This window comes from Micromonospora sp. CA-240977 (assembly GCF_050942285.1).
Lineage (GTDB): Bacteria > Actinomycetota > Actinomycetes > Mycobacteriales > Micromonosporaceae > Micromonospora.
On record NZ_CP192055.1, the window covers coordinates 3,496,750 to 3,518,297 of the forward strand.

29 protein-coding genes are annotated in these 21,548 nt (G+C 70.0%); 16 read left to right on the forward strand and 13 right to left on the reverse strand.

The window, feature by feature from the left end:
- The first annotated feature begins 59 nt into the window (after nt 1–59).
- From ACQPWW_RS16005 to ACQPWW_RS16020, 4 genes are all read left to right on the forward strand, one after another.
- Complete coding sequence (locus ACQPWW_RS16005; protein ID WP_433133503.1) at nt 60–638, forward strand: hypothetical protein; 579 nt, start codon at nt 60–62, stop codon at nt 636–638.
- 102 nt (nt 639–740) lie between these two features.
- Nucleotides 741–1,931 (forward strand): helix-turn-helix domain-containing protein, encoded by a 1,191-nt coding sequence (locus ACQPWW_RS16010; RefSeq protein ID WP_433133505.1) that lies wholly within the window; start codon nt 741–743, stop codon nt 1,929–1,931.
- Between the two features lie 123 nt (nt 1,932–2,054).
- Entirely contained in the window at nt 2,055–2,213 is a 159-nt protein-coding gene (locus ACQPWW_RS16015) for a hypothetical protein (RefSeq protein WP_433133507.1), read from the forward strand.
- A complete protein-coding gene (locus ACQPWW_RS16020; protein WP_433133509.1) occupies nt 2,200–3,456 on the forward strand; it encodes a helix-turn-helix domain-containing protein in 1,257 nt (418 codons plus the stop codon). Before ACQPWW_RS16015 ends, ACQPWW_RS16020 begins: the two co-directional genes overlap by 14 nt.
- Before the next feature lie 43 nt (nt 3,457–3,499).
- Here ACQPWW_RS16020 and ACQPWW_RS16025 read toward each other — a convergent pair whose 3' ends face one another.
- Entirely contained in the window at nt 3,500–4,264 is a 765-nt protein-coding gene (locus tag ACQPWW_RS16025) for a hypothetical protein (RefSeq protein ID WP_433133511.1), read from the reverse strand.
- 117 nt (nt 4,265–4,381) lie between these two features.
- A complete protein-coding gene (locus ACQPWW_RS16030; RefSeq protein WP_433133513.1) occupies nt 4,382–4,771 on the reverse strand; it encodes a hypothetical protein in 390 nt (129 codons plus the stop codon).
- A 77-nt stretch (nt 4,772–4,848) separates the two neighbouring features.
- Between ACQPWW_RS16030 and ACQPWW_RS16035 the strand changes: the two genes are divergently transcribed.
- The gene (locus tag ACQPWW_RS16035) at nt 4,849–5,181 is read left to right on the forward strand and encodes a hypothetical protein (protein WP_433133515.1); all 333 of its coding nucleotides are present in this window, start codon (nt 4,849–4,851) and stop codon (nt 5,179–5,181) included.
- Between the two features lie 187 nt (nt 5,182–5,368).
- Here the strand turns inward: ACQPWW_RS16035 and ACQPWW_RS16040 are convergent, their stop codons facing one another.
- The gene (locus ACQPWW_RS16040) at nt 5,369–6,415 is read right to left on the reverse strand and encodes a fatty acid desaturase family protein (protein ID WP_433133517.1); all 1,047 of its coding nucleotides are present in this window, start codon (nt 6,413–6,415) and stop codon (nt 5,369–5,371) included.
- Nucleotides 6,416–6,693: 278 nt separating this feature from the next.
- Here ACQPWW_RS16040 and ACQPWW_RS16045 point away from each other — a divergent pair, with 278 nt between their 5' ends.
- Genes ACQPWW_RS16045 through ACQPWW_RS16055 form a run of 3 tightly spaced genes read left to right on the forward strand, consistent with a single transcriptional unit; the run spans nt 6,694 to nt 7,873 of the window.
- Nucleotides 6,694–6,927: a hypothetical protein gene (locus ACQPWW_RS16045; RefSeq protein WP_433133519.1), complete on the forward strand. Its 234-nt coding sequence runs from the start codon at nt 6,694–6,696 to the stop codon at nt 6,925–6,927.
- Nucleotides 6,928–6,977: 50 nt separating this feature from the next.
- Nucleotides 6,978–7,409 carry a phage holin family protein gene (locus ACQPWW_RS16050; protein WP_433133521.1) on the forward strand — a complete coding sequence of 144 codons (432 nt, stop codon included), beginning with the start codon at nt 6,978–6,980 and terminating at the stop codon, nt 7,407–7,409.
- Complete coding sequence (locus ACQPWW_RS16055) at nt 7,406–7,873, forward strand: DUF3618 domain-containing protein (protein WP_433133523.1); 468 nt, start codon at nt 7,406–7,408, stop codon at nt 7,871–7,873. Before ACQPWW_RS16050 ends, ACQPWW_RS16055 begins: the two co-directional genes overlap by 4 nt.
- Nucleotides 7,874–7,962: 89 nt before the next feature.
- On the opposite strand, the gene ACQPWW_RS16060 is transcribed toward ACQPWW_RS16055, so the two are convergent.
- The 4 genes from ACQPWW_RS16060 to ACQPWW_RS16075 all read right to left on the reverse strand — a co-directional run bounded on the left by ACQPWW_RS16060 (nt 7,963) and on the right by ACQPWW_RS16075 (nt 9,964).
- On the reverse strand, nt 7,963–8,634 hold the full coding sequence (locus ACQPWW_RS16060) for a hypothetical protein (RefSeq protein ID WP_433133525.1): 672 nt from the start codon (nt 8,632–8,634) through the stop codon (nt 7,963–7,965).
- 261 nt (nt 8,635–8,895) lie between these two features.
- On the reverse strand, nt 8,896–9,318 hold the full coding sequence (locus ACQPWW_RS16065; RefSeq protein ID WP_433133527.1) for an SHOCT-like domain-containing protein: 423 nt from the start codon (nt 9,316–9,318) through the stop codon (nt 8,896–8,898).
- A gap of 11 nt (nt 9,319–9,329) precedes the next feature.
- Nucleotides 9,330–9,587, reverse strand: a complete 258-nt coding sequence (locus ACQPWW_RS16070; RefSeq protein WP_433133529.1) for a hypothetical protein — start codon at nt 9,585–9,587, stop codon at nt 9,330–9,332.
- Nucleotides 9,587–9,964: a DUF2089 domain-containing protein gene (locus ACQPWW_RS16075; protein WP_433133531.1), complete on the reverse strand. Its 378-nt coding sequence runs from the start codon at nt 9,962–9,964 to the stop codon at nt 9,587–9,589. The genes ACQPWW_RS16070 and ACQPWW_RS16075 overlap by 1 nt, the downstream gene beginning before the upstream one ends.
- Nucleotides 9,965–10,155: 191 nt before the next feature.
- Here ACQPWW_RS16075 and ACQPWW_RS16080 point away from each other — a divergent pair, with 191 nt between their 5' ends.
- Nucleotides 10,156–10,287, forward strand: coding sequence for a hypothetical protein (locus tag ACQPWW_RS16080; RefSeq protein WP_433133533.1), 132 nt, complete (start codon nt 10,156–10,158; stop codon nt 10,285–10,287).
- A gap of 30 nt (nt 10,288–10,317) precedes the next feature.
- Nucleotides 10,318–10,782, forward strand: a complete 465-nt coding sequence (locus ACQPWW_RS16085; protein ID WP_433133535.1) for a hypothetical protein — start codon at nt 10,318–10,320, stop codon at nt 10,780–10,782.
- A 188-nt stretch (nt 10,783–10,970) separates the two neighbouring features.
- Here ACQPWW_RS16085 and ACQPWW_RS16090 read toward each other — a convergent pair whose 3' ends face one another.
- Nucleotides 10,971–11,855, reverse strand: a complete 885-nt coding sequence (locus ACQPWW_RS16090; protein WP_433133537.1) for a S41 family peptidase — start codon at nt 11,853–11,855, stop codon at nt 10,971–10,973.
- Between the two features lie 184 nt (nt 11,856–12,039).
- Here ACQPWW_RS16090 and ACQPWW_RS16095 point away from each other — a divergent pair, with 184 nt between their 5' ends.
- The 3 genes from ACQPWW_RS16095 (at nt 12,040) to ACQPWW_RS16105 (ending at nt 14,326) form a co-directional block, all read left to right on the forward strand.
- Nucleotides 12,040–12,549, forward strand: coding sequence for a hypothetical protein (locus tag ACQPWW_RS16095; protein WP_433133539.1), 510 nt, complete (start codon nt 12,040–12,042; stop codon nt 12,547–12,549).
- 554 nt (nt 12,550–13,103) lie between these two features.
- On the forward strand, nt 13,104–14,099 hold the full coding sequence (locus ACQPWW_RS16100) for a hypothetical protein (RefSeq protein ID WP_433133541.1): 996 nt from the start codon (nt 13,104–13,106) through the stop codon (nt 14,097–14,099).
- A gap of 95 nt (nt 14,100–14,194) precedes the next feature.
- Nucleotides 14,195–14,326, forward strand: coding sequence for a hypothetical protein (locus ACQPWW_RS16105; protein ID WP_433133543.1), 132 nt, complete (start codon nt 14,195–14,197; stop codon nt 14,324–14,326).
- 13 nt (nt 14,327–14,339) lie between these two features.
- On the opposite strand, the gene bla is transcribed toward ACQPWW_RS16105, so the two are convergent.
- Together bla and ACQPWW_RS16115 are read right to left on the reverse strand one after the other, a co-directional pair.
- Entirely contained in the window at nt 14,340–15,260 is a 921-nt protein-coding gene (gene bla, locus ACQPWW_RS16110; RefSeq protein WP_433133545.1) for a class A beta-lactamase, read from the reverse strand.
- Between the two features lie 136 nt (nt 15,261–15,396).
- Nucleotides 15,397–16,098, reverse strand: a complete 702-nt coding sequence (locus tag ACQPWW_RS16115) for a DUF4396 domain-containing protein (protein ID WP_433133547.1) — start codon at nt 16,096–16,098, stop codon at nt 15,397–15,399.
- A gap of 178 nt (nt 16,099–16,276) precedes the next feature.
- On the opposite strand from ACQPWW_RS16115, the gene ACQPWW_RS16120 reads away from it, so the two are divergent.
- The 3 genes from ACQPWW_RS16120 to ACQPWW_RS16130 all read left to right on the forward strand — a co-directional run bounded on the left by ACQPWW_RS16120 (nt 16,277) and on the right by ACQPWW_RS16130 (nt 17,743).
- Nucleotides 16,277–16,810 carry a DUF6817 domain-containing protein gene (locus ACQPWW_RS16120; RefSeq protein WP_433133549.1) on the forward strand — a complete coding sequence of 178 codons (534 nt, stop codon included), beginning with the start codon at nt 16,277–16,279 and terminating at the stop codon, nt 16,808–16,810.
- 95 nt (nt 16,811–16,905) lie between these two features.
- Complete coding sequence (locus ACQPWW_RS16125) at nt 16,906–17,289, forward strand: pantetheine-phosphate adenylyltransferase (RefSeq protein WP_433133551.1); 384 nt, start codon at nt 16,906–16,908, stop codon at nt 17,287–17,289.
- Between the two features lie 10 nt (nt 17,290–17,299).
- On the forward strand, nt 17,300–17,743 hold the full coding sequence (locus ACQPWW_RS16130; RefSeq protein WP_433133553.1) for a DUF5990 family protein: 444 nt from the start codon (nt 17,300–17,302) through the stop codon (nt 17,741–17,743).
- A gap of 18 nt (nt 17,744–17,761) precedes the next feature.
- On the opposite strand, the gene ACQPWW_RS16135 is transcribed toward ACQPWW_RS16130, so the two are convergent.
- The 3 genes from ACQPWW_RS16135 to ACQPWW_RS16145 form a co-directional block, all read right to left on the reverse strand.
- Complete coding sequence (locus ACQPWW_RS16135; RefSeq protein WP_433133555.1) at nt 17,762–18,853, reverse strand: winged helix DNA-binding domain-containing protein; 1,092 nt, start codon at nt 18,851–18,853, stop codon at nt 17,762–17,764.
- 186 nt (nt 18,854–19,039) lie between these two features.
- On the reverse strand, nt 19,040–19,741 hold the full coding sequence (locus tag ACQPWW_RS16140) for a carbonic anhydrase (protein ID WP_433133557.1): 702 nt from the start codon (nt 19,739–19,741) through the stop codon (nt 19,040–19,042).
- 245 nt (nt 19,742–19,986) lie between these two features.
- The gene (locus ACQPWW_RS16145; protein WP_433133559.1) at nt 19,987–21,495 is read right to left on the reverse strand and encodes a DUF1996 domain-containing protein; all 1,509 of its coding nucleotides are present in this window, start codon (nt 21,493–21,495) and stop codon (nt 19,987–19,989) included.
- Nucleotides 21,496–21,548: the final 53 nt, after the last annotated feature.

The following is a 21,548-nucleotide window of genomic DNA, read 5'->3' on the forward strand; positions in this document are numbered from 1 at the left end:
TGGAAGACGGTGCCTCCTGACCGATGGCATGCTCGACGCACCCTGTGACGAGGAGAGCCGTGGACGCGAACTCGGTTACTGCCATCTGCGCAACGGTGATCGCGGTCGCTTCACTTGTGGTTTCGATTACGGAGGCAAGAGCAAGTCGAAGACACAACTTCCAATCTGTCCGTCCATTGTTGAGCCTGGACTGCCTCCGGTTGAATAGCGGCTTGGCAGGCATTCGAATCCGAAATGCCGGCCTTGGTCCGGCTATCATTCGGGTAACTACTCTGTTCCTCGATGGCGAGGAAGTTGGGCCGTGGGAGAAGCAGGTTGTCGATCCACTGCGTGGCACGTTCGCGGTCTGGCCAAATTTTTCAACCCTTCGCCCAGGTAAGCCCATCCCGGTCGGCCAAGAACTGATGCTCCTTGCGATAGAGGATTACGATCCGACGAGAGATGCCGAGTTTTGGGCGGCGGTGACCCGGCGGATCAGGATTTACGTGCAGTATGAATCGCTATATGCCAATGAGCGGCAGGAGGCGTGGTTCGAAGGATCCCCCTCTCGTAAGATCGAACTTCCCTGGCAAGGGAGTGATGCTGCGAGATCTTCGATAGATAGCGATGCACAAACCGGGCCAAGCCAACCTCTGTAGTGGCTGCCGTCACTTGCACGCATTCTCGGTGTACCGTCCAAGGTGCAGGGACAGCATGGCGTGGTCGCTGTCCCTGTCCTCTACCTGGGGGTTGGCTGAGGCATGGTGACGAAGCCGGACACCATCGGTACCAGGATCCGTTACTGGCGTATGCGCCGTGGCGGGATGACTCAGGCTGTCCTCGCTGGGCTCGCCGGTGTCACCCAGTCGTACATCTCGCAGGTCGAGTCGGGGCGGAAAACCATCGACCGTCGCTCCACTCTGGTCGCGCTCGCCGCCGCGCTCCAGGTCACGGTGGCCGACCTGCTTGGTCAGGGCACCGAGTCCGGCGATCCGGCCCGCGAGAGCGCCGCCGAGCATGTGCCAGCAATATGGTCAGCCCTGATCGAGATTGAGGCCGGCGAGCGCCGCCCGTCGACCTACACAGCGGATCGGCTGGCCGCCGAGATTGCTCGCGCCGAACAACTCCGTACGTCCTGCAACTACCCGGCGATGGCTCGTTTGCTCCCCGGCCTGCTGCTTGATGCGGCCGCCGTGGGGGGCACCGCGCTCGTTCAGGTGGCCTACCAAGTCGCCACCTGCCTGCGGAACCTCGGATACCGTCACCTGGCTCTCAATGCGGCCCGGCTTTCCGGGACGGTCGCCGAGGACGCTGGGGACCCGGCGTGGATCGCAGCATCCCGTTTCGCCTATGCGCAGAGCTTGCCGATCGAGTCCGCTCCCGTCGCGGCCCGCGCTGCCGACAGGTCGCTGGCCGAGCTTCAAGCCCACGCGGCCGACGAGCGAGTCCGACAGATGCTCGGCCAGCTTCACCTCTCTGCCGCGCTCACCTCGGCGGTGAGTGGGCGCCTGGACGCCACACGCGACCATCTCGTAGAGGCGGCCCGCGAGGCGGCAACCCTTGGGGATCCTGCCGACGGCGCGGGCTTCAACGGCTGTGGGTTCGGGCCAACCAACGTCGGGCTGTGGGATATGTCCATCGCCGCCGAGCAAGGCGAGTCCGGCCGAGTCATCGAGTTGTCCCGGACGGTCCGACCGCAGGTCCTCGCAGCGTCGATCCGCCAACAGTCCTACTGGCTCGACCTCGGTCGCGCCCTGGCGGACGGCGGTCGCCGAGACGTTGAGGCGCTGGCCGCTTTCGTGCAGGCCGAGCGAGCAGCTCCGATCCCGTTCGCCATCAACCCCCTCGCCCGCGACGCCGTGGTGACCTTGGCGCAGCGTGCCCAGCGCCGAGCCATCCCCGACGACTTGCGCCAGCTCGCCGGCCGTATCGGCATCAACCTGGCCACATAACTGCAAGTAATCACGACATCACCAATCCGCCCTACTGTCCGGTTTGGGACGTGTGCACGTCCTGATGGTCCAGCGTGGCAACGGTCGTTCCTGAGCTGCTGGGCCTCCACCGGAGGAGGCGGGATGAGCGGTCAGGACGACAACGCTCCGGAGAACAGTGAAGCGGCCGAGCAGGAGGCCGCCAAACAGCGCCTCCTCGCCCAGGCCGAGGCGGAGCGCGTACCCGTGGACGACACGACTCGCGCGGTCCCGGACCGGCGGTGGCGGCGTGATCAGCGATGACCTCCCCATCGGCCGCCGCGTGGCGAGCTGGCGGGTGCGGCGGCAGATGACGCAGCAGATGCTCGCCGACCGGCTGCGCAGGTCGAAGAGCTGGGTGGACAAAATCGAGCGGGGTGCCCGCCCCCTGGACCGGTACTCGGTGATCCAGGAGCTGGCCCACGTCCTGCGGGTCGATCCGGAGGTGCTGCTCGGCCAGCCGCGCAGCACCCCGGCGGGCACGCCGGACGGGGTGGACGACATCCGGGCCGCGCTCGCCCGCTACGACACCCCGCAGGCTCCGCCGCAGACGGACGAGCTGAGACGGCAGGTCGGGCATGCCTGGTTGACCTACCAGCATGCGCACTACGGGCAGTTGGTGCGCCTGGTGCCGGGTCTGCTCGACGCCGCCCAGGGTGCGCGGTCGGCGGAGCTGTTGGTGCAGGCGTACCGGATCACCTCCTCCCTGCTGGTCAAGCTCGGCGAGCCCGACCTGGCCTGGCTGGCCGCCGACCGCGCGATGGCCACCGCCGGTGACGACCCGCTGCTCGCGGCGACAGCGACCATCGAGGTAGCCCAGGCGCTCCGCGCGCAGAACCGCAACCACCTGGCCCTGGCCGCGCTGCTTCCCGCCGCCAACCGCGTCCTCCCACCCCCAACCCACCCCGATGATCATGAGGTTGGCGGTCCTTTTGAAGATCAAGCCGCCCGCCAACCTCATGATCACCGGCGTATCGGCGTGGGTGCCGGCGAGGGCGGGGGCGGGGGCGAGCGCCGGGGGAGGGCGGTGGGTGGGACGTTGCTGGTGCAGGCCGCGCTTGCCGCCGCCGGCAGCGGCGAGCACCGCCACGCCGAGGAGCTGACCGACCGGGCCGCGGGCGTCGCCGCCAACCTTCGGGGGTACGACGACCCGCACCGCACCAGCTTCGGGCCGGCCGCCGTCGAGGTGGCGCGGGTGCTGGTGGCGGCCTCGCGCGGTGAGGCCACTGAGGCGGTACGGCGGCATTCGGCGATCGTGCGGCGGGAGGCGTGGCGGCGGCTGCCGGCCGAGTACCGGGGCGCGTACCTGGTTGACGTCGCGCGGGCGTACCTGCAACTGGGTGACCTGCGCGGGGCGGCACGGGCGCTTGTGGACGCGGACAGTGTCGCGCCGGCCGAGGTTCGGTGCCGGCCGTTGGCGCGTACCGTGATCGCCGATGTCGCCCGCGCGCAGCCGGCGCCGGCCGGCGTGGCGCGACTGGCGACGCTGGTCGGCCTCACGCGCTGACCTCAGCAGTGCCGATTCTGTGGATAGCCGCAACCGACTGGCGTCAGCCCGGCCAGCACTGATTAAGGCGGTATCCGATCCCGTGGGCCATCAGCGCTCCGCCCATGTAGCCGGCGAACAGTGGCTGCACCTGGGACGGGACGATCGCGTGGGTGTTCAGCAGTGCCTTGATCTTGTCGGCGGCGCCCTGCGCGGCAACCCCGGAGTCGATCTGCGCCTCCTGCCAGGTCACCGGCGTACCGTCGCGAAGTCGCCGCGGCACTCCGATGTTCACGCCCACCACGATCTCTGTCGGCGGAGCGAAGGCCGAGCCCCCGTGGCGGAAGACCACCGCTCTCACGCAGCCGGTCTCCTGCCAGTTTTCCCCAGTGGCCCGAAAGAGAAAAACACTGGGATCGACGACATCGGTGGTTGGCGTCTCCTCGCCCGCCTCCTGCGGTTGCGCGACCGGCTCGGGGTGGTGTTCGGGAGCCTCGGCCTGCCGCGGGATGGGTAGGTCCGCGGGAACGGTGGCTGGTACGAACGGAACGATGTCCGGATGGGAGGTCCGGTAGATCGTCATCGTCTCCCTGGTGTCGGTCTCCAGGACGCCCGTCTCGGGGTTGTGGTGCGCGGTCCCCACCACACGGCCGGACGAGTCGACCAGGAACACCGTGTCGTGCGCGGGCAGCCCGGCAGACCCCGTACCTTCGCCCGAACCGGCATGGGCATGCCGGAGCCAGCGCAGATCGTCGAAAATGGAGCCGCCGGATCCCTGAGACTCCGCAGTCTCCATCACGGGATCGTCTCCGTACTCGCCATCCGCCATGCTCCACACAGTAGGTAAATGGCGGAACGAGAGTCCATCGAACGGACAGCAAGACGACACGGCTGCCGTCGTCCGACCCGAGAGGGATCGACGATGGCTGTCCGCCGGGCGGGCCACTCAGGACGCTGTCGTTCGTGTCCTCCGTCGGGCGAGCGCGTCGCGGACGGCGAACACGACGAGGGCGAGCGGCACGAAGACCCAGAGCTGAAGCACCGTGTACCGGCGCAGTTCCCCGCCGGCATCGACGCCGGCCAGTTCGGCATTGAGGGCACCGGGCCGCATCAGGGCGAGCGCGTAGCGGGACAGTGGCGCGTAGTTGAGACCCGCGCCGACCAACCACAGGCCGAGTGCTCGGGTGCCGAAGCCGTTCGTTGACGCCAGTAGCCAGCTGCCCCACGTCACCATCAGCACCACGCCGACGAGGAACTCGACCAGAATGATCCACCGTCGGCGGATGGTTCCCCGGCTGCCGTACATGTCGATGGCCGCCAGGCGACGGACGTTCATCTGAACGATGGTGCCACCGGCGGACAACCTGCGAACCGGACACGGCGGCCTGCCCAGCCCGCCACTACGATGCGGGGATGGGCAAGTTCCTTGCGCTCTTCAACGGCGCGGCTGACGAGGTCGGCAAGGCCGAACTCACCGAACAGCAGCAGACCGAGTTCATGCACGCTTGGGCGTCGTGGGCGCAGGCCAACGAGCAGGCCATCGTCGACCCCGGCGCTCCGCTGAACGCGAAGAAGCTGGTTACGGCGCAGGGTGTCGAGGACTTCACCGACGCGCTGACCGCCTACACCATCGTCGAAGCGGACTCGCACGACGAGGCGGTGCGGATCTTCTCCGGGCACCCACACCTGGGGCTGTTCGCCGGCAACTCGATAGCGGTCCTGGAGTGCCCGCCCCCGCCTGGCTGATCCGCGCGTTAGCGAGCGGCGCGCCCACCCCCACCGCCCTCGCCTCATCCCGCTTCGGTGATCATGAGGTTGACGGGCCGTACAGAGATCAAACCGCCCGCCAACCTCATGATCACCGGAGCAGGGGCGGGGGCGGCCTGTTTGCCGGCGCTGGCACTGTCGTGGTGCGACCGGTGACCAACACGTCTCAGTCGTTGCCCGGTCGGGTCGCTCTGGTGCCCATTGCCCGTAGGTGTGCCAGCCCTTGCGCCCAGGACTGAATGAGGGTCGTTTCGTGGTAGGCGATGTCGTGTTCCGCGCAGAATTGGCGGATGAGTGGCTGGGCGTGGCGGAGGTTGGGTCGGGGCATGCTGGGGAAGAGGTGGTGTTCGATCTGGTAGTTGAGCCCACCGAGTAGTGCGTCGAGGAACGGGCCGCCGCGCACGTTGCGGGAGGTGAGGACCTGTCGGCGTAGGTAGTCGAGGTTGTCGGCCTCGGTCAGGATGGGCATGCCCTTGTGGTTCGGGGCGAAGGAGCTGCCCAGGTAGAGCCCGAAGAGGGCCTGGTTGACCAGGATGAACACGATCGCCTGCGGAACGCTCAGGACCAGGAACACGGCTCCGAGGTAGCCGGCGACATGCAGGACGAGCAGGCCGGCCTCGGTTCGTCGGCGCCTGAGTCCGCCGCGGCTGACGACCGCCCGGACGCTGGCACCGTGCAGATGCAGACCCTCCGCCAGCAGCAGAGGAAAGAACAGCGCCGCCTGGTGCCGGACGAACAGCGCCGCCAGGCCACGCTGCGCCGCAGCCTGACCGGGGGTGAACGACAGCGGAGTCACCGCGAGGTCGGGGTCGCGGCCTTCGGTGTTCGGATTCGCGTGGTGGCGGTTGTGCTTGTCGACCCACCACCCGTAACTGATCCCGGTCACCAGGTTGGCGCACACCAGGCCGACCACGTCGTTCGCCCGGCGGGAGCGGAAGATCTGTCGATGCCCGGCGTCGTGACCGAGAAACGCCAGCTGCGCGAGGAGCACCGCGACGCCGGCCGCGGTAGCCATCTGCCACCACGACGACCCGAGCCGTACGAACAGCACGCCCAGCACTACGAGACAGCCCAGCATCACCGTCACCCGCGCCGCGTAGCGGCGGGGTCGTCGGTCGAGGAGACCGGCGTTTCGGACCAGACGGGAAAGGTCGGCGTACTCACTACCCCGGTCGCTGCGGGCGCCAAGATCCGTGTCACTCACCGTCGCCACTCCTCGTCAGCCACGCCGATCAGCTCGCCGGCTCCGCCGTCAGCCATGACCGGGCACTCGCGCAGTTCATCAGTGGTCCGACAGGGATCGAACAAGCTAACCGCCGCTGATGGGCCCAGTCTCCCCGCAGCAGTGCCCTTACGCGAGGAAACCGGCAGCTGGGCAACCGATACGCGGGCAATGCCCCCTCTCGTGCAAGTCTGCCGAATTCCTGCGGGATCCGTCCGGCGAGTTCGACAATCAGCCCTATGCAGCCGCGTTGGATTCAGGGGGTCGTCATGGCACGTAAGAGAAGGTCCACGGCGAGGCAAGCACTCATCCTCGCCTTCGCGGCCGGGACACTGACCGGAGCGGCCGGCATGCTCACGTTGCGACGTTCCCGCCAGGATGGCGACCTCCTGGGAGGTGATGTCGCCGGGCAGCTCGACGAGAGCGTCGCTCCGTCGCTCGGCGGGCGTTTCGACGCCTCGCCCCAGGGGCCGGTGAGCATGCCCGCGGCGCAGCACGGCTGACCCGGGCAGCCCTGGAACCACCGCGGTGTGCGAGAGAGATGAGAGTACTGATGCCAGAACGGCCTAGCGGCAACCCCGGCGCCGCGTCTGCTGACACGCCGGTCGCAGAGTTGGTGCAGCGCGCCACCGAGCAGATCACCCGCCTGGTGCGCGACGAGCTGACGATGGCACGGGCGGAGATGACCGCCAAGGGCAAACGCGCGGGCGTCGGCGCGGGAATGCTCGGCGGCGGCGCGATACTCGGCATTTTCGCCGGCGGGACCGCCGTCGCCACGGTCGTGGTGGCCCTGGCCGCGATCATGCCCGACGCTGTGGCCACCCTGATCGTCACGGTGATCCTGGCCATCGCCGCCGCCATCGCCGCCCAACGCGGTAAGAAGCAGGTCAGCCAGGCCATGCCCGCCACGCCCAGCGCCACCATGGACAGCCTGCGAGCCGACGCCGAGACGATACGTGGCGCAGCGGGTCGGAGGCAGCCATGAGCACGCCGTCCGGAAACAGCGACCAGACCCGGCGCGACATTCAGCAGACCCGCGCGGAACTCGGCGAGACAGTGGCCGCACTGAGCGCCAAGGCCGACGTCAAAACCCGTGCACGCACCAAAGCCACTACCACCGTCGGTGGACTCCGAGGGCGGGTCACCGAGGCCGGGCAGTCGGCGAAGACCAGAGCGACGCAGCTCGCCCGCACGGTGAGCCAAAAGGCCTCCCAGCGTGTCACGTCGGTCAGGCAGAAATCAGAGCACACCATCGGCGCGGTACGAGGCTCGGCGGAAGCCGGCGCGCAGACCACCGGCAAGGCGGAGTCGTTCCTGGTCACCTCCGCTCGGGCCATGACCAGCAAGGTCGGCAGCTCGGTGCGCACGAAACCGTTACCGGTCCTCGCCGTCACCGGCACCGCCGCCACCCTGGCGGTCATCACCTACCGACGCCGCCGGTCCCGATAAACGATCCGGTACGACGACATGCACCGCACCAGCCTCCGGTCTGGGGTCACGCGCTTATGGTGCCCGAACCGGCCGGGAAAGAGCAGGGCTCAGTCGAGCACCGACTCGCCGCCCGGGTAGGCGAACGACGCGCGCGGTGAGTAGAAACCCCAGACGATCTCCAACGGATCGGCCGGGCGCAGCGCGTACACCGGATGGTCGGGTTCGAGGAACTCCAGCGACTCGACAGCGAACGGGTCGACCGGCTCCGCCACGAACGGGTAGTTGCCGCTGTGCAGCCGACCGCCCAGCCGGGTCAGGTAGCGCAGTTGGCCCCGGTTGACGGCGTCGCCGGTGCGGCCGACGCGGGCCGTCGTCCTGATCACGGGTACGCCGTCGGCCTCGGTGGTCGCGATCAGCCGCTGCCCGCGTACCTCGATTGTGGTCTTTCCCGGGGTCGCCGGCGCGCCCCGGGCGGCGGCGTAGGCCCGGACGACGGAGCTGGAGTTGAAATATTGGGTCCACCAGCGGCCGGGCGTGACGCCGTCGGGTGCGTCGAGCCCGGAGAGGTCCGGCCCGATGTACGTCAGGGAGTACGCGCCGAAGCCGGAGGTCTGCCCGTCGTCGTCGACGACGTACTGGTTCATGAAGACCTGGTGGTTCGGTGCCGGCGTGAGCCCGTCGGGGACCAGGGCGGCCACCGCGCCGGGGTTGGCCGGCAGCCAACCGAAGTAGATCATTCTGCTGTTCACGACGAGCTGCGGAGCGACGAGTTCGGTCACGAGGAGTCCTTCCGCTGGGCATCGGTACGTAACCGCGACGCTACGGAGTGCCCCGACGCCCGGACAACGACGGAATGCCGACATGCGACCCGTCCGGCCGGACGCAGCGGAGGGACCACCCGTGCCGAGTGGTCCCTCCGCTGGTCGTCGGTGAGTGGCTAGACTTCAGGTTGGCAGTTCACCTGTGCTCTGCTGCGGCGGACGCAGGCCTCGGGAGGGTGTTCCCGCACCCTCTCGAGGGGCCGTCCCATCGGACGACGCCTACTCGCAGAAGACCCGCACCGTGGCATCGGGGGAGTCCACCTCCACCGTCACCTCGTCGAGGTGCTCCACGAGCGCCTCCAACTGCTCGGGCTTGAGCTGCGTCAGGTCGATCGGCACGCCCGAGTCGCTGAGGGAGGCGTTGGCCTTGACCAGGGCCTGCGGCGGGACCAGCGCCGCCAGCCGTACGCCGGCCCGCAGCAGTTGCAGTGGCACCCGCACGTTGACCCGCGACGGCTCGCCGTTGTCGGTGGCGTCCACCACCACCCGCAGGTACTTCACCTTGCCCTTCGGCCGGACGTCGTGACCTGCCGCCGCCGGTGCCTGGTCCCGTTCGAGCGCGGCGATGAGCTGCTCCGCCTCCTCCGCGGTGATCTTGCCGGCGGCCAGCATGTCGAGGATGTCCCTGCGTTGTTCGGTCATTCGAACCTCTCCTATCGGATAGCCACGAGCACGGCCGTGCGGCCCTGCTCGATGTCGAAACGGGCGCCGGGCAGCGCGGAGACGACGCGCCAACCGGCGCCGAGCGCCCGCACCACACCGATGCGGAACACCAGGCAGGCCACGATCGCCGCGAGCACGACCAGGACCACGACCGGGAGCAGCAGGAGCGCCACGGGGAGCACCGGAACCCAGAAGCGGATGGGCCGGCGGTCCGGGCGGTCGACCTTGACGGTCACCAACTGCGGCATCACGGCCGGCTGTCCAGCTCGGTCAACGCCTGCTGTGCGGTGATCTCGCCGCGGCGCAACCGGTCGATGACGTCGGCCCGCGACGGCGCCGGGTCGGTCTCGACGAAGTCGAGCATCTGCGTGATCCGGTTGAGGCGTGACTTGATCGTCGGGTAGCTCACCCCGAAGATGCGTTCCATCTCCTTGATCGAACCGTGGCAGCGCACGAACGCGGTGACGAAGACCTGGTCCTCGACGTTGAGCTGAGCCAGCTGCGGCAGCTCGAACTCGCCCTCGATCGCGACGCCGTTGCTCGCCAGGCGCACCCGCTCGACGACGAACGGCTGCCCCCGCGTCAGGCTTGTCAGTTCCTGCCAGTCCATCGCCTGTTCTGTCATACCTAAAGTTGTAGCTTAATAATCCTCAACTTCCAAGAGTCGAAGCTTAATTTTCTTAAGATGTCGCTCGCGGGACGGTGGATGGTGGGACCCGCCTACCGGCCGCTGCGTCTGGCAGGCCATGCTCACCGTCATGCTCGGCTCGAAGAGCGAAGCCAAGGCGTGGGACGACGCCCACGAGGAACAACGTCGTGGGTCGGGACATCGGAGCCAAGGTGGATCGCAAGTACTACCGGTGGCAGGTCAACTCCGCCCGTAAGGCAATCTGCAAGGAATGCAAGAAGGCCGTCCGATCCGGGCGGCTGGACCTGACGGGTGGTTGAGTGGTGAGTCGTCGCCTCCCCTGTCTTGCGGTGCTGCTCCTGACGCTGCTCGCGACCACCTCCGCCTGTTCCAGGCGGGAGGAGAACTGGTCGTGTGAGCGGCAGGAGGAGATCGCCGGCGCACTGCGGAAGGACGGTCTCTGGAGCACGGCGGACGGGGTCGGCACCGACCTGGGGGACTACTCCGAGTTGCCCTGCACCGGCGACGAGGCCAGCATCACCTATGGCCAGAGGTTCCGGACGGATGGGCTGCTGTCGTTGGACGATGTGCGGCAACTCGGCCAGCGACTGACGACGCAGGGCGGGCCGTGGCAGCTCAGGACCTCGTCATCCCGCGACGAGGGAGCCGCCGACGCCGCGCATGTCTGCTACGGGTCCTCGACCGGGGATGACCTCACCTACCTGCGGTTGCATGCGGTTCCGGACGGCGCACCGGAACCGAACCTCTACATCGAGCTGACGGTCGCCAAGTCCGACATGGAGATTTGTATCTAGAGGTCGCGTGCGCGCAGTCGACACCGGCCGGCGTGGCGCGACCGGCGACACCGCTCGGCCGCACCCGTTGACCGGTGCGGGGCGGCACGGCGACGGGTGCGCTGGCCGGACAGCGGCGGCCCTCCGGAGCGGGGCTCGGATGGACCCGAGCCCCGCGTTCGAGCCACCGGCCGCCGACGCGGCCGTGGCTAGGCGCCCGAGATGGCCCTGAGTGCCGTGTCGAGTGCCTGCGCCGCCGGAACCGGCACATCGGGAAGCACGCCGACGCCTTCCCAGTTGGTGCCGGTGACGCTGTTGATGGTCCGGGCGGTCGGCACGGTCACGAGGATGTGTTCGGTGACCGGGTGACGGGCCGTCGGATGCGCGCCGCCCCGCGTCGTCTCACCGACGACGACGGCTCGGCCGTGCGCCTGGAGGGTGTATGCCACGTCCTCGCCCCCGGAGAACGTCATCGCGCTGGTGAGCACATGGACCGGTCGGTCGGCGTAGCGCGGCGCGGGAAGGTGCGCGGTGGTCCAGAACTGGCGGGTGGCGCCGGTGGACCGCTCGTAGAAGTCGTTGAGGTGCACCTGGTCGTCGCGGAAGAAGTAGCTGCACCACATCGCGGCTCCCTCCGGTGTTCCGCCGGAGCATGCGCGCAGGTCGAGGACGAGCGCGGAGCTGAGGGCGACCAGCTGCATGGCCGCGCCGATCGCGGCGGCGCCCTCGTCGGCGTACGCGATGCGCCGCACATCGATGAGCCCGACGTTCCCGTCCAGGTGCTCGACCCGGCGGATCCCCTGGTTCTCCGCCCTGAGCAGCGCGAGGAACGCGGCCCGCCCACCGTCTTCGTCCGCTGGATCCAGCGACTGCGGCTGGTCTGACCACAGCAGCCGCAGATGCTTGTCCGGGCACACCTGTTGGAGGTGAGCGGTGACCGTCTCGCAGAGCGCCGGCCCGTCCAGGTCGTCGTATTCGCCGGCCGCGAGACGACGCCGGATCGCGGCGACGATGTCGGCGACCTTCGCAGGAAAGACGTACCCTGCCTCGATCCGGTCCAGGGCCTGTCGGATGATCTTTTGGGTGGAGAGCACGGCGGGGGATGCTAGACCACGGACAGCCTCATGACCATCGAATATCGGGCCGGCCCGGCCTCCTCACGAACGTCAGGGGCGTCTCGTGACCGTGGCGTCTGCCAGTCGCGGAGCGCGCGGTGGTGCGCGGCAATTGTCCCCTGTGGTTCCATGATCTCTTCTTCGTCGGCTAGCGTGCGCGTCCGTGAATCACTCCCGAATTGCTTCCGCAGTGTTGATCCTTGCCGCTACGACCGCGCTGACCGCCTGCGGTGACCCGGATGCGGCGACGACCGCCGGATCGACGCCGCCTGCCAGCACGTCCGCCGCCGCAACCTTGGCGCCTGCCTCCCCGACCGCCGCGCCGGCGTCGTCCGCCGCCATGGGGGCCGCGAGCGACAAGCAACTCTGTACGTCGATGAAGCAGGCCAGCGACGAGCTCAAGGCCGAGCTGGTGAAGATCGCCACGGCCGGTGAGCCAACTCCGGCGGACTTCAAGAAGATCCTGACGGAGTTGGGGAAGAGGGTGACCGCGTTGGCCTCGGCCGGCGGTGAGAGCAAGGTTGCCGCTGCCCTCCGGCCGTTTGGCGCCGAGGCGGCAAAGGCCGCGGCGGCGGCGGACCCGGCGTCCGCTGCCGACAACCCGGCCTACCTGAAGGCCGGCAGGGACGTCACCGCCTTGTGCGAGGCAGCCGGAGTCGATCTGGTTCTCTGAGGGACTCTCCGCCAGGACTGCTCGGCTGGAGCGCGGACGAACGCTTCCCGGGCCCTGCCGGCAGTGGGCCTTCTGCCCGGTCCACCGGCCCGCAGGGTGACGTGCCTCCGGCGACCGGGCCGTTCCATGATGAGCGGTATACCTGTGAGTCATAACTATGACTCACAGGTATACCGCTCACTGGGGGACGTCGCGCCCCCCGGGGATGCCACCCTTCCTCGTTGTGTCCACTCGCTGCGCTGACGCCGAGGGTCACCCTGCGCGACTGTCGGACGACCGTCGTCGTTCCCGGGCCAGCCGTGGACGTGTCGGCGTGGCACGGCCCGGCTAGTCGATCGCACGGATAGTCGACGATGGCTACCCCGAGGAGGCCGCCCACCCGGCCACCTCTTCGGCGTCGGGCTGACGCTGCTCGCGATCGGCTCGACGGTGCCGGTCAGCAGGCCGGCGCGACGGAATCCCGACGCAGGGAGTCCGCTGGCCCTCGGATGTCCCACTCTTGTAGTCGGCTCACGACCGTGAGTGACCGAAGGCAAGGGACTGAGGAGGTCGGCATGCTGATCATCGCCGCGGACAAGGCGACATACCCGCCCAACGGCCAGATCCCCAACCTGGAGGACGACGAGAAGGCCTGTGCCGAGATCGGCGAACGGATCAAGTCGCTCCTGCCCACAGGATTCGAGGGGGACGTCCTCGGGCAGCTGATCACCTGGTCGGGGAGCACCCTGGGACGCCCCCAGAGCTTCGACACGTGGGCCGAGGCCGTCAAGGCCGCGACCACCTACGCGCGGGACGAGTTCGCGGGCGACACCGACCAACGGCAGCGCGGCGAGGCCCTGGAGAACACCGTGCTGGACAAGCTCGGCGAGGCGGTGCTGAGCACCGGGCGGACCGGCGACCCGCAAATCGAACTGCGCGACAAGAGCCGCAGGTGGGCCAACTGCGGCCTGGCCGCGTTCCAGATCCGCGAGCAGTTGCAGGCCAAGGGCGGGAAACTTGTCCGCCAGTCACTCCAGGCCTACGGCGTCGGCCAGGGCGCGGATCTCAAGAAGGCCCTGCTCGCCCTGCCCGCCAGCGCGGACACCGTCCTGCTGCTCGACTGCCAGTTCCCGCAGGTGCACAACTTCATCATCGAGGCGCACCACGACGGGTCGCGCTACCTCGCCCAGGGCTACCAGGGCAGCTACTTCGCCCAGTGGTGGCTCGGGCTGGACGACAGCTACTCCGGCACGCCCACCGCCGAGATCCTCGCCCTGCGCGAGCGATACGGGTTGGGCCGACGGATCACCGCGCCAGACTACGAGAGCCTGCTCGACGGCCTGGTCGCGGCTATCTCGTCCGGCTGGCAGCAGACCGCGGACCAGTGGAAGACGTTGCCGTTCAACCCGGACCGGCAGGAGGTCGACGGGATCCGCCACCGGTCCAACTCGCCGACGTTCCTCGTGGAGGCGTTCGAGCTGTGCCAGCCGGCGGTCGCCCGCGCGGCGCTCGGCGGTCACAGCGGCGCGTCGCTCAGCGAGCTGGCGACCCGAGGTCTGACCACCGACTGACGGCACCTCGAGGCCGTGCTGGTCCTCGCGTAGAGCGAGGCCAACGGCAGCGTTGAGTCCCGCGTGCCGGTAGGCGCCGGTCAGGTGCGCGGTCGGTGACCGCAACGACGGTGCGTCGGCCGCGACGCGGTGGTCAACGGCTGGGTGGCGGACGGGTTCGCCGACACGACGACCAGTTCCCGCGGCTCGGCCTGCCCGAGCGCCTGCCGGCCGACGGCACCGAGTAGGCATGCGTCCCGCTCAGAGCTGGGCGACGACCACCCTGGTGGCCTGCGCGACGAGGGCGTCGTCGGGGGTGGCGTCCTTCGTGTCGCGGCTGGTCAACACGGCGAGCACGATCGGGGCGCGGTCCGGCGGCCAGATCACGGCGATGTCGTTGCGGGTGCCGTACCCGCCGGTCCCGGTCTTGTCCCCGACCACCCAGGCGGCGGGCACCCCGGCGCGGACCAGCGCCGCGCCCGTGGTGTTGCCCCGCAGCCAGCCGCGCAGGATGTCGCGGTCCGCGGGCGTCAAAGCGTCCCCCACTGTGTACGCGCGCAGGTCGCCCGCCAGGGCCCGCGCGGTGCTGGTGTCCCGCCGGTCGCCGGGCGTCGCCTCGTTGAGCGCGGTCTCGTAGCGGGCGGCGTCGGTGACGGTGTCGCCGAGGGCACGCAGCTTCGTCTCGAACCCCTGCGGCCCGCCGAGGTGACGCAGCAGCAGGTTGCCGGCGGTGTTGTCGCTGTAGCGCACGGCGGCGTCGGCGAGGGCGCGCAGGCTCAGGCCCTCGGCGACGTGCTTCTCGGTGACGGGGGAGTGGGCCACCAGCTCCTGCGCCGAGTACCGCACCACCCGGTCCAGCTCGGCGTCCGTGGTGTCGTCGAGCACCTCGGCGGCGGCCAACGCCTTCCACGTCGAGGCGTACGCGAACCGCTCGTCCGGCCGGTGGTGCACGGTGCGGCCGGTGCCCGTGTCGACGGCGAAGATGCCCAGTCGCGCGCCGAAGGTCCGCTCCAGCCGCTGGAACTCCTGCTCGGCGGCCGGCGACGGGGATAGGGTGACCTCCGCCGGGCTCGGCGTCGCGCGCGCCTCGGGTGCGGCACCGGCGCCGCATCCGGGCAACGACACCAGGGCCGACGTCACGGCCACCGTGGCCGCCAGGCGTCGAACAGCGACAGTCATCATCGTTCCTCCTCGTCAGCGTGCGGCGATCGTCGCGGCTGATCTTCACCAACCCTACGGTCGCGCGCGCCTGTCGACGTCGAGGTCGTGCGGGAGCGCGGTGCGGATGCCGACCCGCGAGCGGCGCGGCGTACCGCGTTCAGTCGTAGGGGAGTCGGCGGGGTTCGATTCGCAGCCCTCGGCCGAGCTGCCAGGAGGCGGTGGGCCACGCCGCGAGGAAGCCAGCTATCAGCCCCAACTGGCCCGCGAACCAGAAGATGGCGCTGTCCGGTCGCAGGGGTGGGTCCGGAAAGACCACCCGGTGCGCGAGCGTCAGCCATCCGAACAGCGCCAGCTCGAACGAGGTGATGGTCAGCAGTTCGACAGTGGCGACCGTGGACAGGGCGTGCCAGATCTTCGGGACGCTGCGGCCGGGCGCGCCGAAGTACCGGAAGAGGACGGCTATCACCACCGCCGCCAGGTAGTCCCCGGCGTAGTCGACCCACAGGCTTTCCTGTGCCGGTTCGAATCTGACGACGTACAGGGCGACCTCGGCGACGACGAAACCGAGAGCGCAGTGGGCGCCGCAGCGGGACACGTGGGTGACGACGATGCCGCGCCGGGGCCTTCGGGGCTGGCCCTCCTGCCGCCGCCGGGAGAACGCCTCGGGCCTACCCCAGTTCCAGTAGAGGCGGACGGCGGCCGGGCCCACGTAGAGGACGGTCACCAGCCAGACGATCTCCATGATCCGGACCGGCTGACGGTGCCCGCGAAGATAGGTGTCGGCGACGACGATCACGCCGCTGACGATCCCGACGGCGAGCGAGACCCAGGACACCGCCAGGAGCCAGGTTGGCTGCATCCTCGCCCCTCTCCGCGGGCCGGGCGCCGGCGCGATCCGCAGCCGAACGTGGAGGGACCCACCGAGCGGTGTCGACGGCCGAGGGGTCTTCGCAGTCTCTCAGCCCGTCCCGCGCGCTGTGACATATTGCCCACATCCAGGGCCGGTGAATTCGACGGCCGGTCCCTAGAGTCGGGCCATGGGCACCGACGACGACGTGCGGGTCTGGCTGCGCCGGCAGGGAGCTGAGCAGATCGCGCATCCCGGGGGCAACCTGTACGCCCACCTGTGTCGAGTCCGCGAACGACTCGCCCTGCTCGGCTGCGGCAGTGACGTGCAGGCGGCGGGCCTCACCCACGCCGCCTACGGCACCGACGGGTTCGACCTCGCCCTGCTGGATCGGGCCGATCGGGGAGTGTTGCGGGATCTCGTGGGGGTCGACGCCGAGGAGCTCGTCTACCTGTACGGCGCCTGCGACCGTAGCCGCAGCTGGCCGGAGCTGGCCGCGACCGGGGACGTGTTCGACCGTTTCGTCGGTCAGGTGCGAACGCCGAACCCGGTTCAGCTTCGGTCGCTCATGGACCTGAGTATCGTCAATGAACTGGACGTCATCGAGCAGGATCCCGCGGTGGCGGACCGGCACGGCGACTACTTCCGGAACCTCTTCGCCGCCTGGGCGCCGTTCGCCTCCGAGCAGGTCATCCGCGCCGCGCGGCGGGTCCTGCGGTCGTGATATCCGACGCGTCGGCGGGGCGACCTTCGGGAGCACGCGTACGAGCCGTCTATCCCGGCAGCTTCGATCCCTTCACCGCCGGGCACCTGGATGTGGTGAACCGGGCACGGGGGCTCTTCGACGAGGTGGTCGTGCTCGTCGCGGTCAACAGCGGCAAGCATCCCGGCGCCGACGAGGAGCGGCGGGCGGCCGCCGTCCGGGCCGTTGTGCCGGTCGGGTGGACCTCCGTCACAGTGGTGGCCTGGAGTGGGTTGACCTCCACCTACTGCCGTCGCCACGACGCGGGGGTGATCGTCCGTGGCGTGCGTAACCCCACCGACCTTCGGGCCGAGTACCAGCTCGCGGCGATGAACCAGTCGCTGGGCGTTCCCACGGTGTTCCTGCCCGCGCGGCCCGAACTGGTCGCGGTGTCGTCGACCGCGGCGCGCACGCTGCGGCGCGGACGAGCGCACGGCCGACCGGATCGGTCAAGTAACTAGAGTCGGTGGCATGCGGATCCGGATCGACGGCAGCGACCTCCCCGGGCGGCGCGCCGGCGCGGAGGCCGACGCGCTGCGGCGCGGCAACGTGCACGTCGGGGTCCAACGCAAGGCCGAGGTCGTCGATCAGGTGCCGGCCGACGCGGAGCAGGCCACCTGGAGCTTCGAGGTGTCCAGCCGGGAGGTCGACGGGATGCTTGACGTCGGCGGCCCGTGGGTGCACGGCCGCCCCGGAGCCCGCTTCCTGTATCTGGGCTGGGGCGCGGTGACCGAGGACGGCTTCGCGATGTTCCGCCGGGCGAAGCTGATGTTCACCGACATCCCGACCGACCTGCTGCGCGCGGCACACGAGGGCGGCGGGGTCCTGGTCGGCCGGGTCGGCCTGACCGATGCCAGGGGCGGCCCGCTCTGCGCTCGGGTCCACCCACCCGCCATCTCCTGGACGGTGGAGTGACCCGCCTGGCCGCCACCGTCAGCTGGCGAAGTCGACGCCGCCGAGGGGGACGCGGCGGTGCGCGGCGAGGTGTTCGGCCTGTGCGGTGACGGCCTTGCGCGTGGCGTCCGACAACCGGCGCCAGGGCTGGACCGCGACCGTGAACGTCCGGCCGGACTTGCGGGGACGCCAGGTGCCGACCAGTTCGCCGTCGACCAGGACCGCGCCGGGGCGACCCAGCACCGGCCACAACTCCTTGGCGTGGGCGGCGTCCGGCACCAGCGTCGCCCGGTCCTTCGCCTGAAGGAACAGGTCGAACGGGCCGAGCAGGCGGGTGGCCCTGGAGTCGGCCGATGCCAGCGCCTCCTCGTCGGCGGCCAACAGCGAGCGCACCTCGCCGTCGACCGTCACGTCGATCACGTCGTCGGGCCAGCGCGCCTTCACATCCTTCACCGCGGCGTCGAGATAGTCGGCCACCTGCTTCGGGGTGGCCGGGCCGAGCAGGCGAAGGTAGGCGCGGATGAGGTCGAGGCGGTCGCCCGGGGCGGACGCCTTCCGGAACCCGGCGATGCGCTGCAGGATCGGGGGTGAGGTGTCGAGCTGTAGCTCCAGTCCGGCCCGCGCGGCGGCGAGCCGGAACGGCATCTCGTAGAGGTGCGTGGCGTCGCACGGCCGGCAGAACCGCAGGTACGGCTCGGGCAGCACAGTGGCCAGGCGGCCGGAGACGTCGCCCTTGACCGTTGGCGTGGTGACGATGGCCCGCATGCGGGCGGCCACCTCGTCGAGGGCAGCGAGGTTGGCGATGCCGGCCGCCTTCAACGGCTTGGCCGCGTCGTAGATGCGCTTGCCCGCGTCGGCGTCGGAGAAGGGTTCGATCGCCGCCACCACGTGCCCGACGTCGCCCCGGCGGTAGAGGTGCGGGGCGCCGCGGACCGTCCACAGCAGCACCACCTCCTCGCCGGACAGGGCGGTCACGTCGACCCCGCGCGCCGCCAGCGCCCATCGGGCGCCGTCCGGACCGGTGTTCTGCACCCCGAGGTCCAGGACGGCGGTGTCGGCGAGCGTGCCCTCAGCGCGGTCGAGTTGCTGGGCCCGGACGCGGAAGTTCAGCACCTGGTGTCGGTCGACCATTCCTGCACCCTAGTTGCGGCGGCTGTCCCGGTGGGTCCAGGCGCGCAGCGCCGCGAAGATCACCAGTGCGATCAGCAGGGTCTGTGCCGGCGAGGTGCGGCCGGGTCCCGCAGCACGACGGCGCGGCCACCACGGCCCGGCGCGACCACTGATGGCCGCTGAGCCGCGGTGACCGCGCAGCGCCCGTCAGGCCACCAGCGAGGCCCGACCGTTGTCCAGGTCGTAGCGGGCGCCCACGACGCGCAGCGCACCCTGGTGCACCTTCTCGGCGATGATCGTGCTGCGCGCGGAGAGCGCCGCCACCTGCGCGACGATGTTGGCGCGGACGCCGTTCTCCACCGGGTCGCCGGGCTGGTCCAGCACCGGCTCGACGATCGGACGCAGGGCGTCCACGATGGTGCCGATGTGCCCGGGCGCCGTGCCGCCGCTGTGGATGGCGTCGATGGTGGCGGTGATCGCGCCGCAGCGCTCGTGGCCGAGAACGACGATCAGCAGGCTGCCGAACTCCTCCACGGCGAACTCGACGCTGCCCAGCAGCAGGTCGTCGACGATGTTGCCGGCCACCCGGTTGTCGAACAGGTCTCCGAGCCCCTGGTCGAACAGCACCTCCGGCGCCACCCGGGAGTCCGCGCAGCCGACGGTGATGGCGAACGGGTGCTGCCCGGCGGCGAGTCGGTGCAGGTCGGCGAGGCTCTGGTGCGGGTGCCGGCTGTGGCCGGAGGTGAACCGCCGGTTGCCGGCCTGTAGCCGACGCAGCGCCTCGGCCGGCGTACCGACCGGGTTGTCGGCTGGTGCGGCGGCGGCGGACGGGCTGGCCGCGCCGAGCGCGACGGCGGCGGCGCCACCGGCTGCGAGCAGCGAACGACGGGACAGGGGGGAACGTGCCACGATGATCTCCCTGAGGTGAGGCGACTCGCTACTTCCTACCAGCCCGTCGTCCACAAGGGTGGGATGTTTCCGCCGGCCGTTTCCGCCCTTCCCGAAGGGGAAACCGGCGAGCCCCGCCCACCAGGTGACGATCAGTGGGCGACAGTGAACCGCCGCTGACGGTGACGCGGTGTGCGAACGAGGCCGGACGCCACGGCGGACGGCCCCCTCGCGTGGGCGAGGGGGCCGTCCGGCGGACGCGGTGGTCAGCCGCCGGCGAACGTGACCTCGGTGCCGCACTTGGCGTTCTGGTTGAGGCACGACTTCACCAGGGCGCCGAGGCGCGTCGGCTCCCAGGCGTTCATGAAGTCGCCGTGCATGGACGACGGCTTGCCGGAGGAGAGCGTGAGACCGTCACCGCCAAGCGACTGGTAGTTGACCATGAAGGACAGGTCCGGCACGGCCACCGGGTACCTGCCGGTGCAGACACCGTTCACCGGGTCGCCCATGTGCGACCTGTGGTCGGGTGAGTCGATGTTCTTGCCGTCCCAGCAGTCCTTGAACACCAGTTGGAAGATCAGGTTGCCGCCCGGGGCGCAGACCGGCCAGTTGCCGTCGGCGCTGCGGCCGATCTCGGCGCTGCCGGCGCACCAGAACTGATTGCTGCCGGCGTTCTTCGGGGTGTCCACCTGCCGCTTGGCGTCGCCTTCGACGACTCGCAGGCCCGGCGGGAAGGGCTTGACGGTCGACGGGTCCTTGACCCGCGAGCCGTAGTAGACGCGCATGCTCTTGATCGGGACCGGTCGACCGTCCTTGCGCAACTCCGGGGTCCAGTAGGCGCTGTTGTCACCCGGGGCGTTGCAGGTGGTCGTCGCGGAGAGCAGCTTGTCGGTCGTGGTGAAGGCGTCGACCTTCGGACCGAAGAAGGTGTGCATGTGCGAGGCGCCCGGCAGGGCGGGCACGACGATCGGGTCGTCCGGTGCCGAGGTGGCGACCTCGCAGTCGGTGTGGAACTCGGGAACCCGGGTGGTTCCCGGCGTCACCGCCTTCGGGGTGAGGGCGTCGAAGGCGGCCAGCTCCCTGCTCCACCGGGCCTGGTCGACCGGGACCCAGCCGCCGGCCGGCGCGCTCGGCGGGACGGACGTCGAGGCGGACGCCGACGGGGTGGGGCTCGGCGCGGACGAAGCGGTGGGCGTCGCCGAGGCGCTCGGCGACGGGCTCGGCGACGGGCCCGTCGCGGGGCCGAACGTGAACCAGTTCAGGTTCACGAAGTCCGCCGTCGAGGTGCTCTTCATGACGGCGACGACGGTCTGCGGGCCGGCCGGCACAGCGGACGCCTTCGCCGTGACGGTGGTCCACTTCTGCCAGCCGCCGGTCTGCGCGATCGGGAAGGTCGCCAGCAGGTGACCGTCCGGCGCGCCGAGGTGCAGCTCGACGGTGCCGCCGGCGGCGTTGTGCGACGCGACCCGGGCCGCGAGGTTGGCGTCGGTGACCGACACGCCGTCGTAGCGTAGCCAGTCGCCGCTGGCCAGCCAGCCGACGTTGCGGCCACCGTCGGCGTCGCCGGTGCCCTCGGTCTGCGCCCCGGAGTGTGCCGCGAAGGCCTCGGCCTGGACCCGGCTGGGCACGGCGACCTCTTCGGCCTGGGCGCCGGCGATGTAGATGCCGCTGGCGCCCAGTGCCGCCACGACGGCGGCGGCGAGTGAGATGCGGGTACGGCGGCGACGCTTTCGCGCCCGGTCCGCCGGTGCGACATGTGCGGGGGGAGTCCGCATTACCAGTGTTGTCCTTTGCGTCGGTGATTACGCTCCTGTCGAAAGGGAGTATG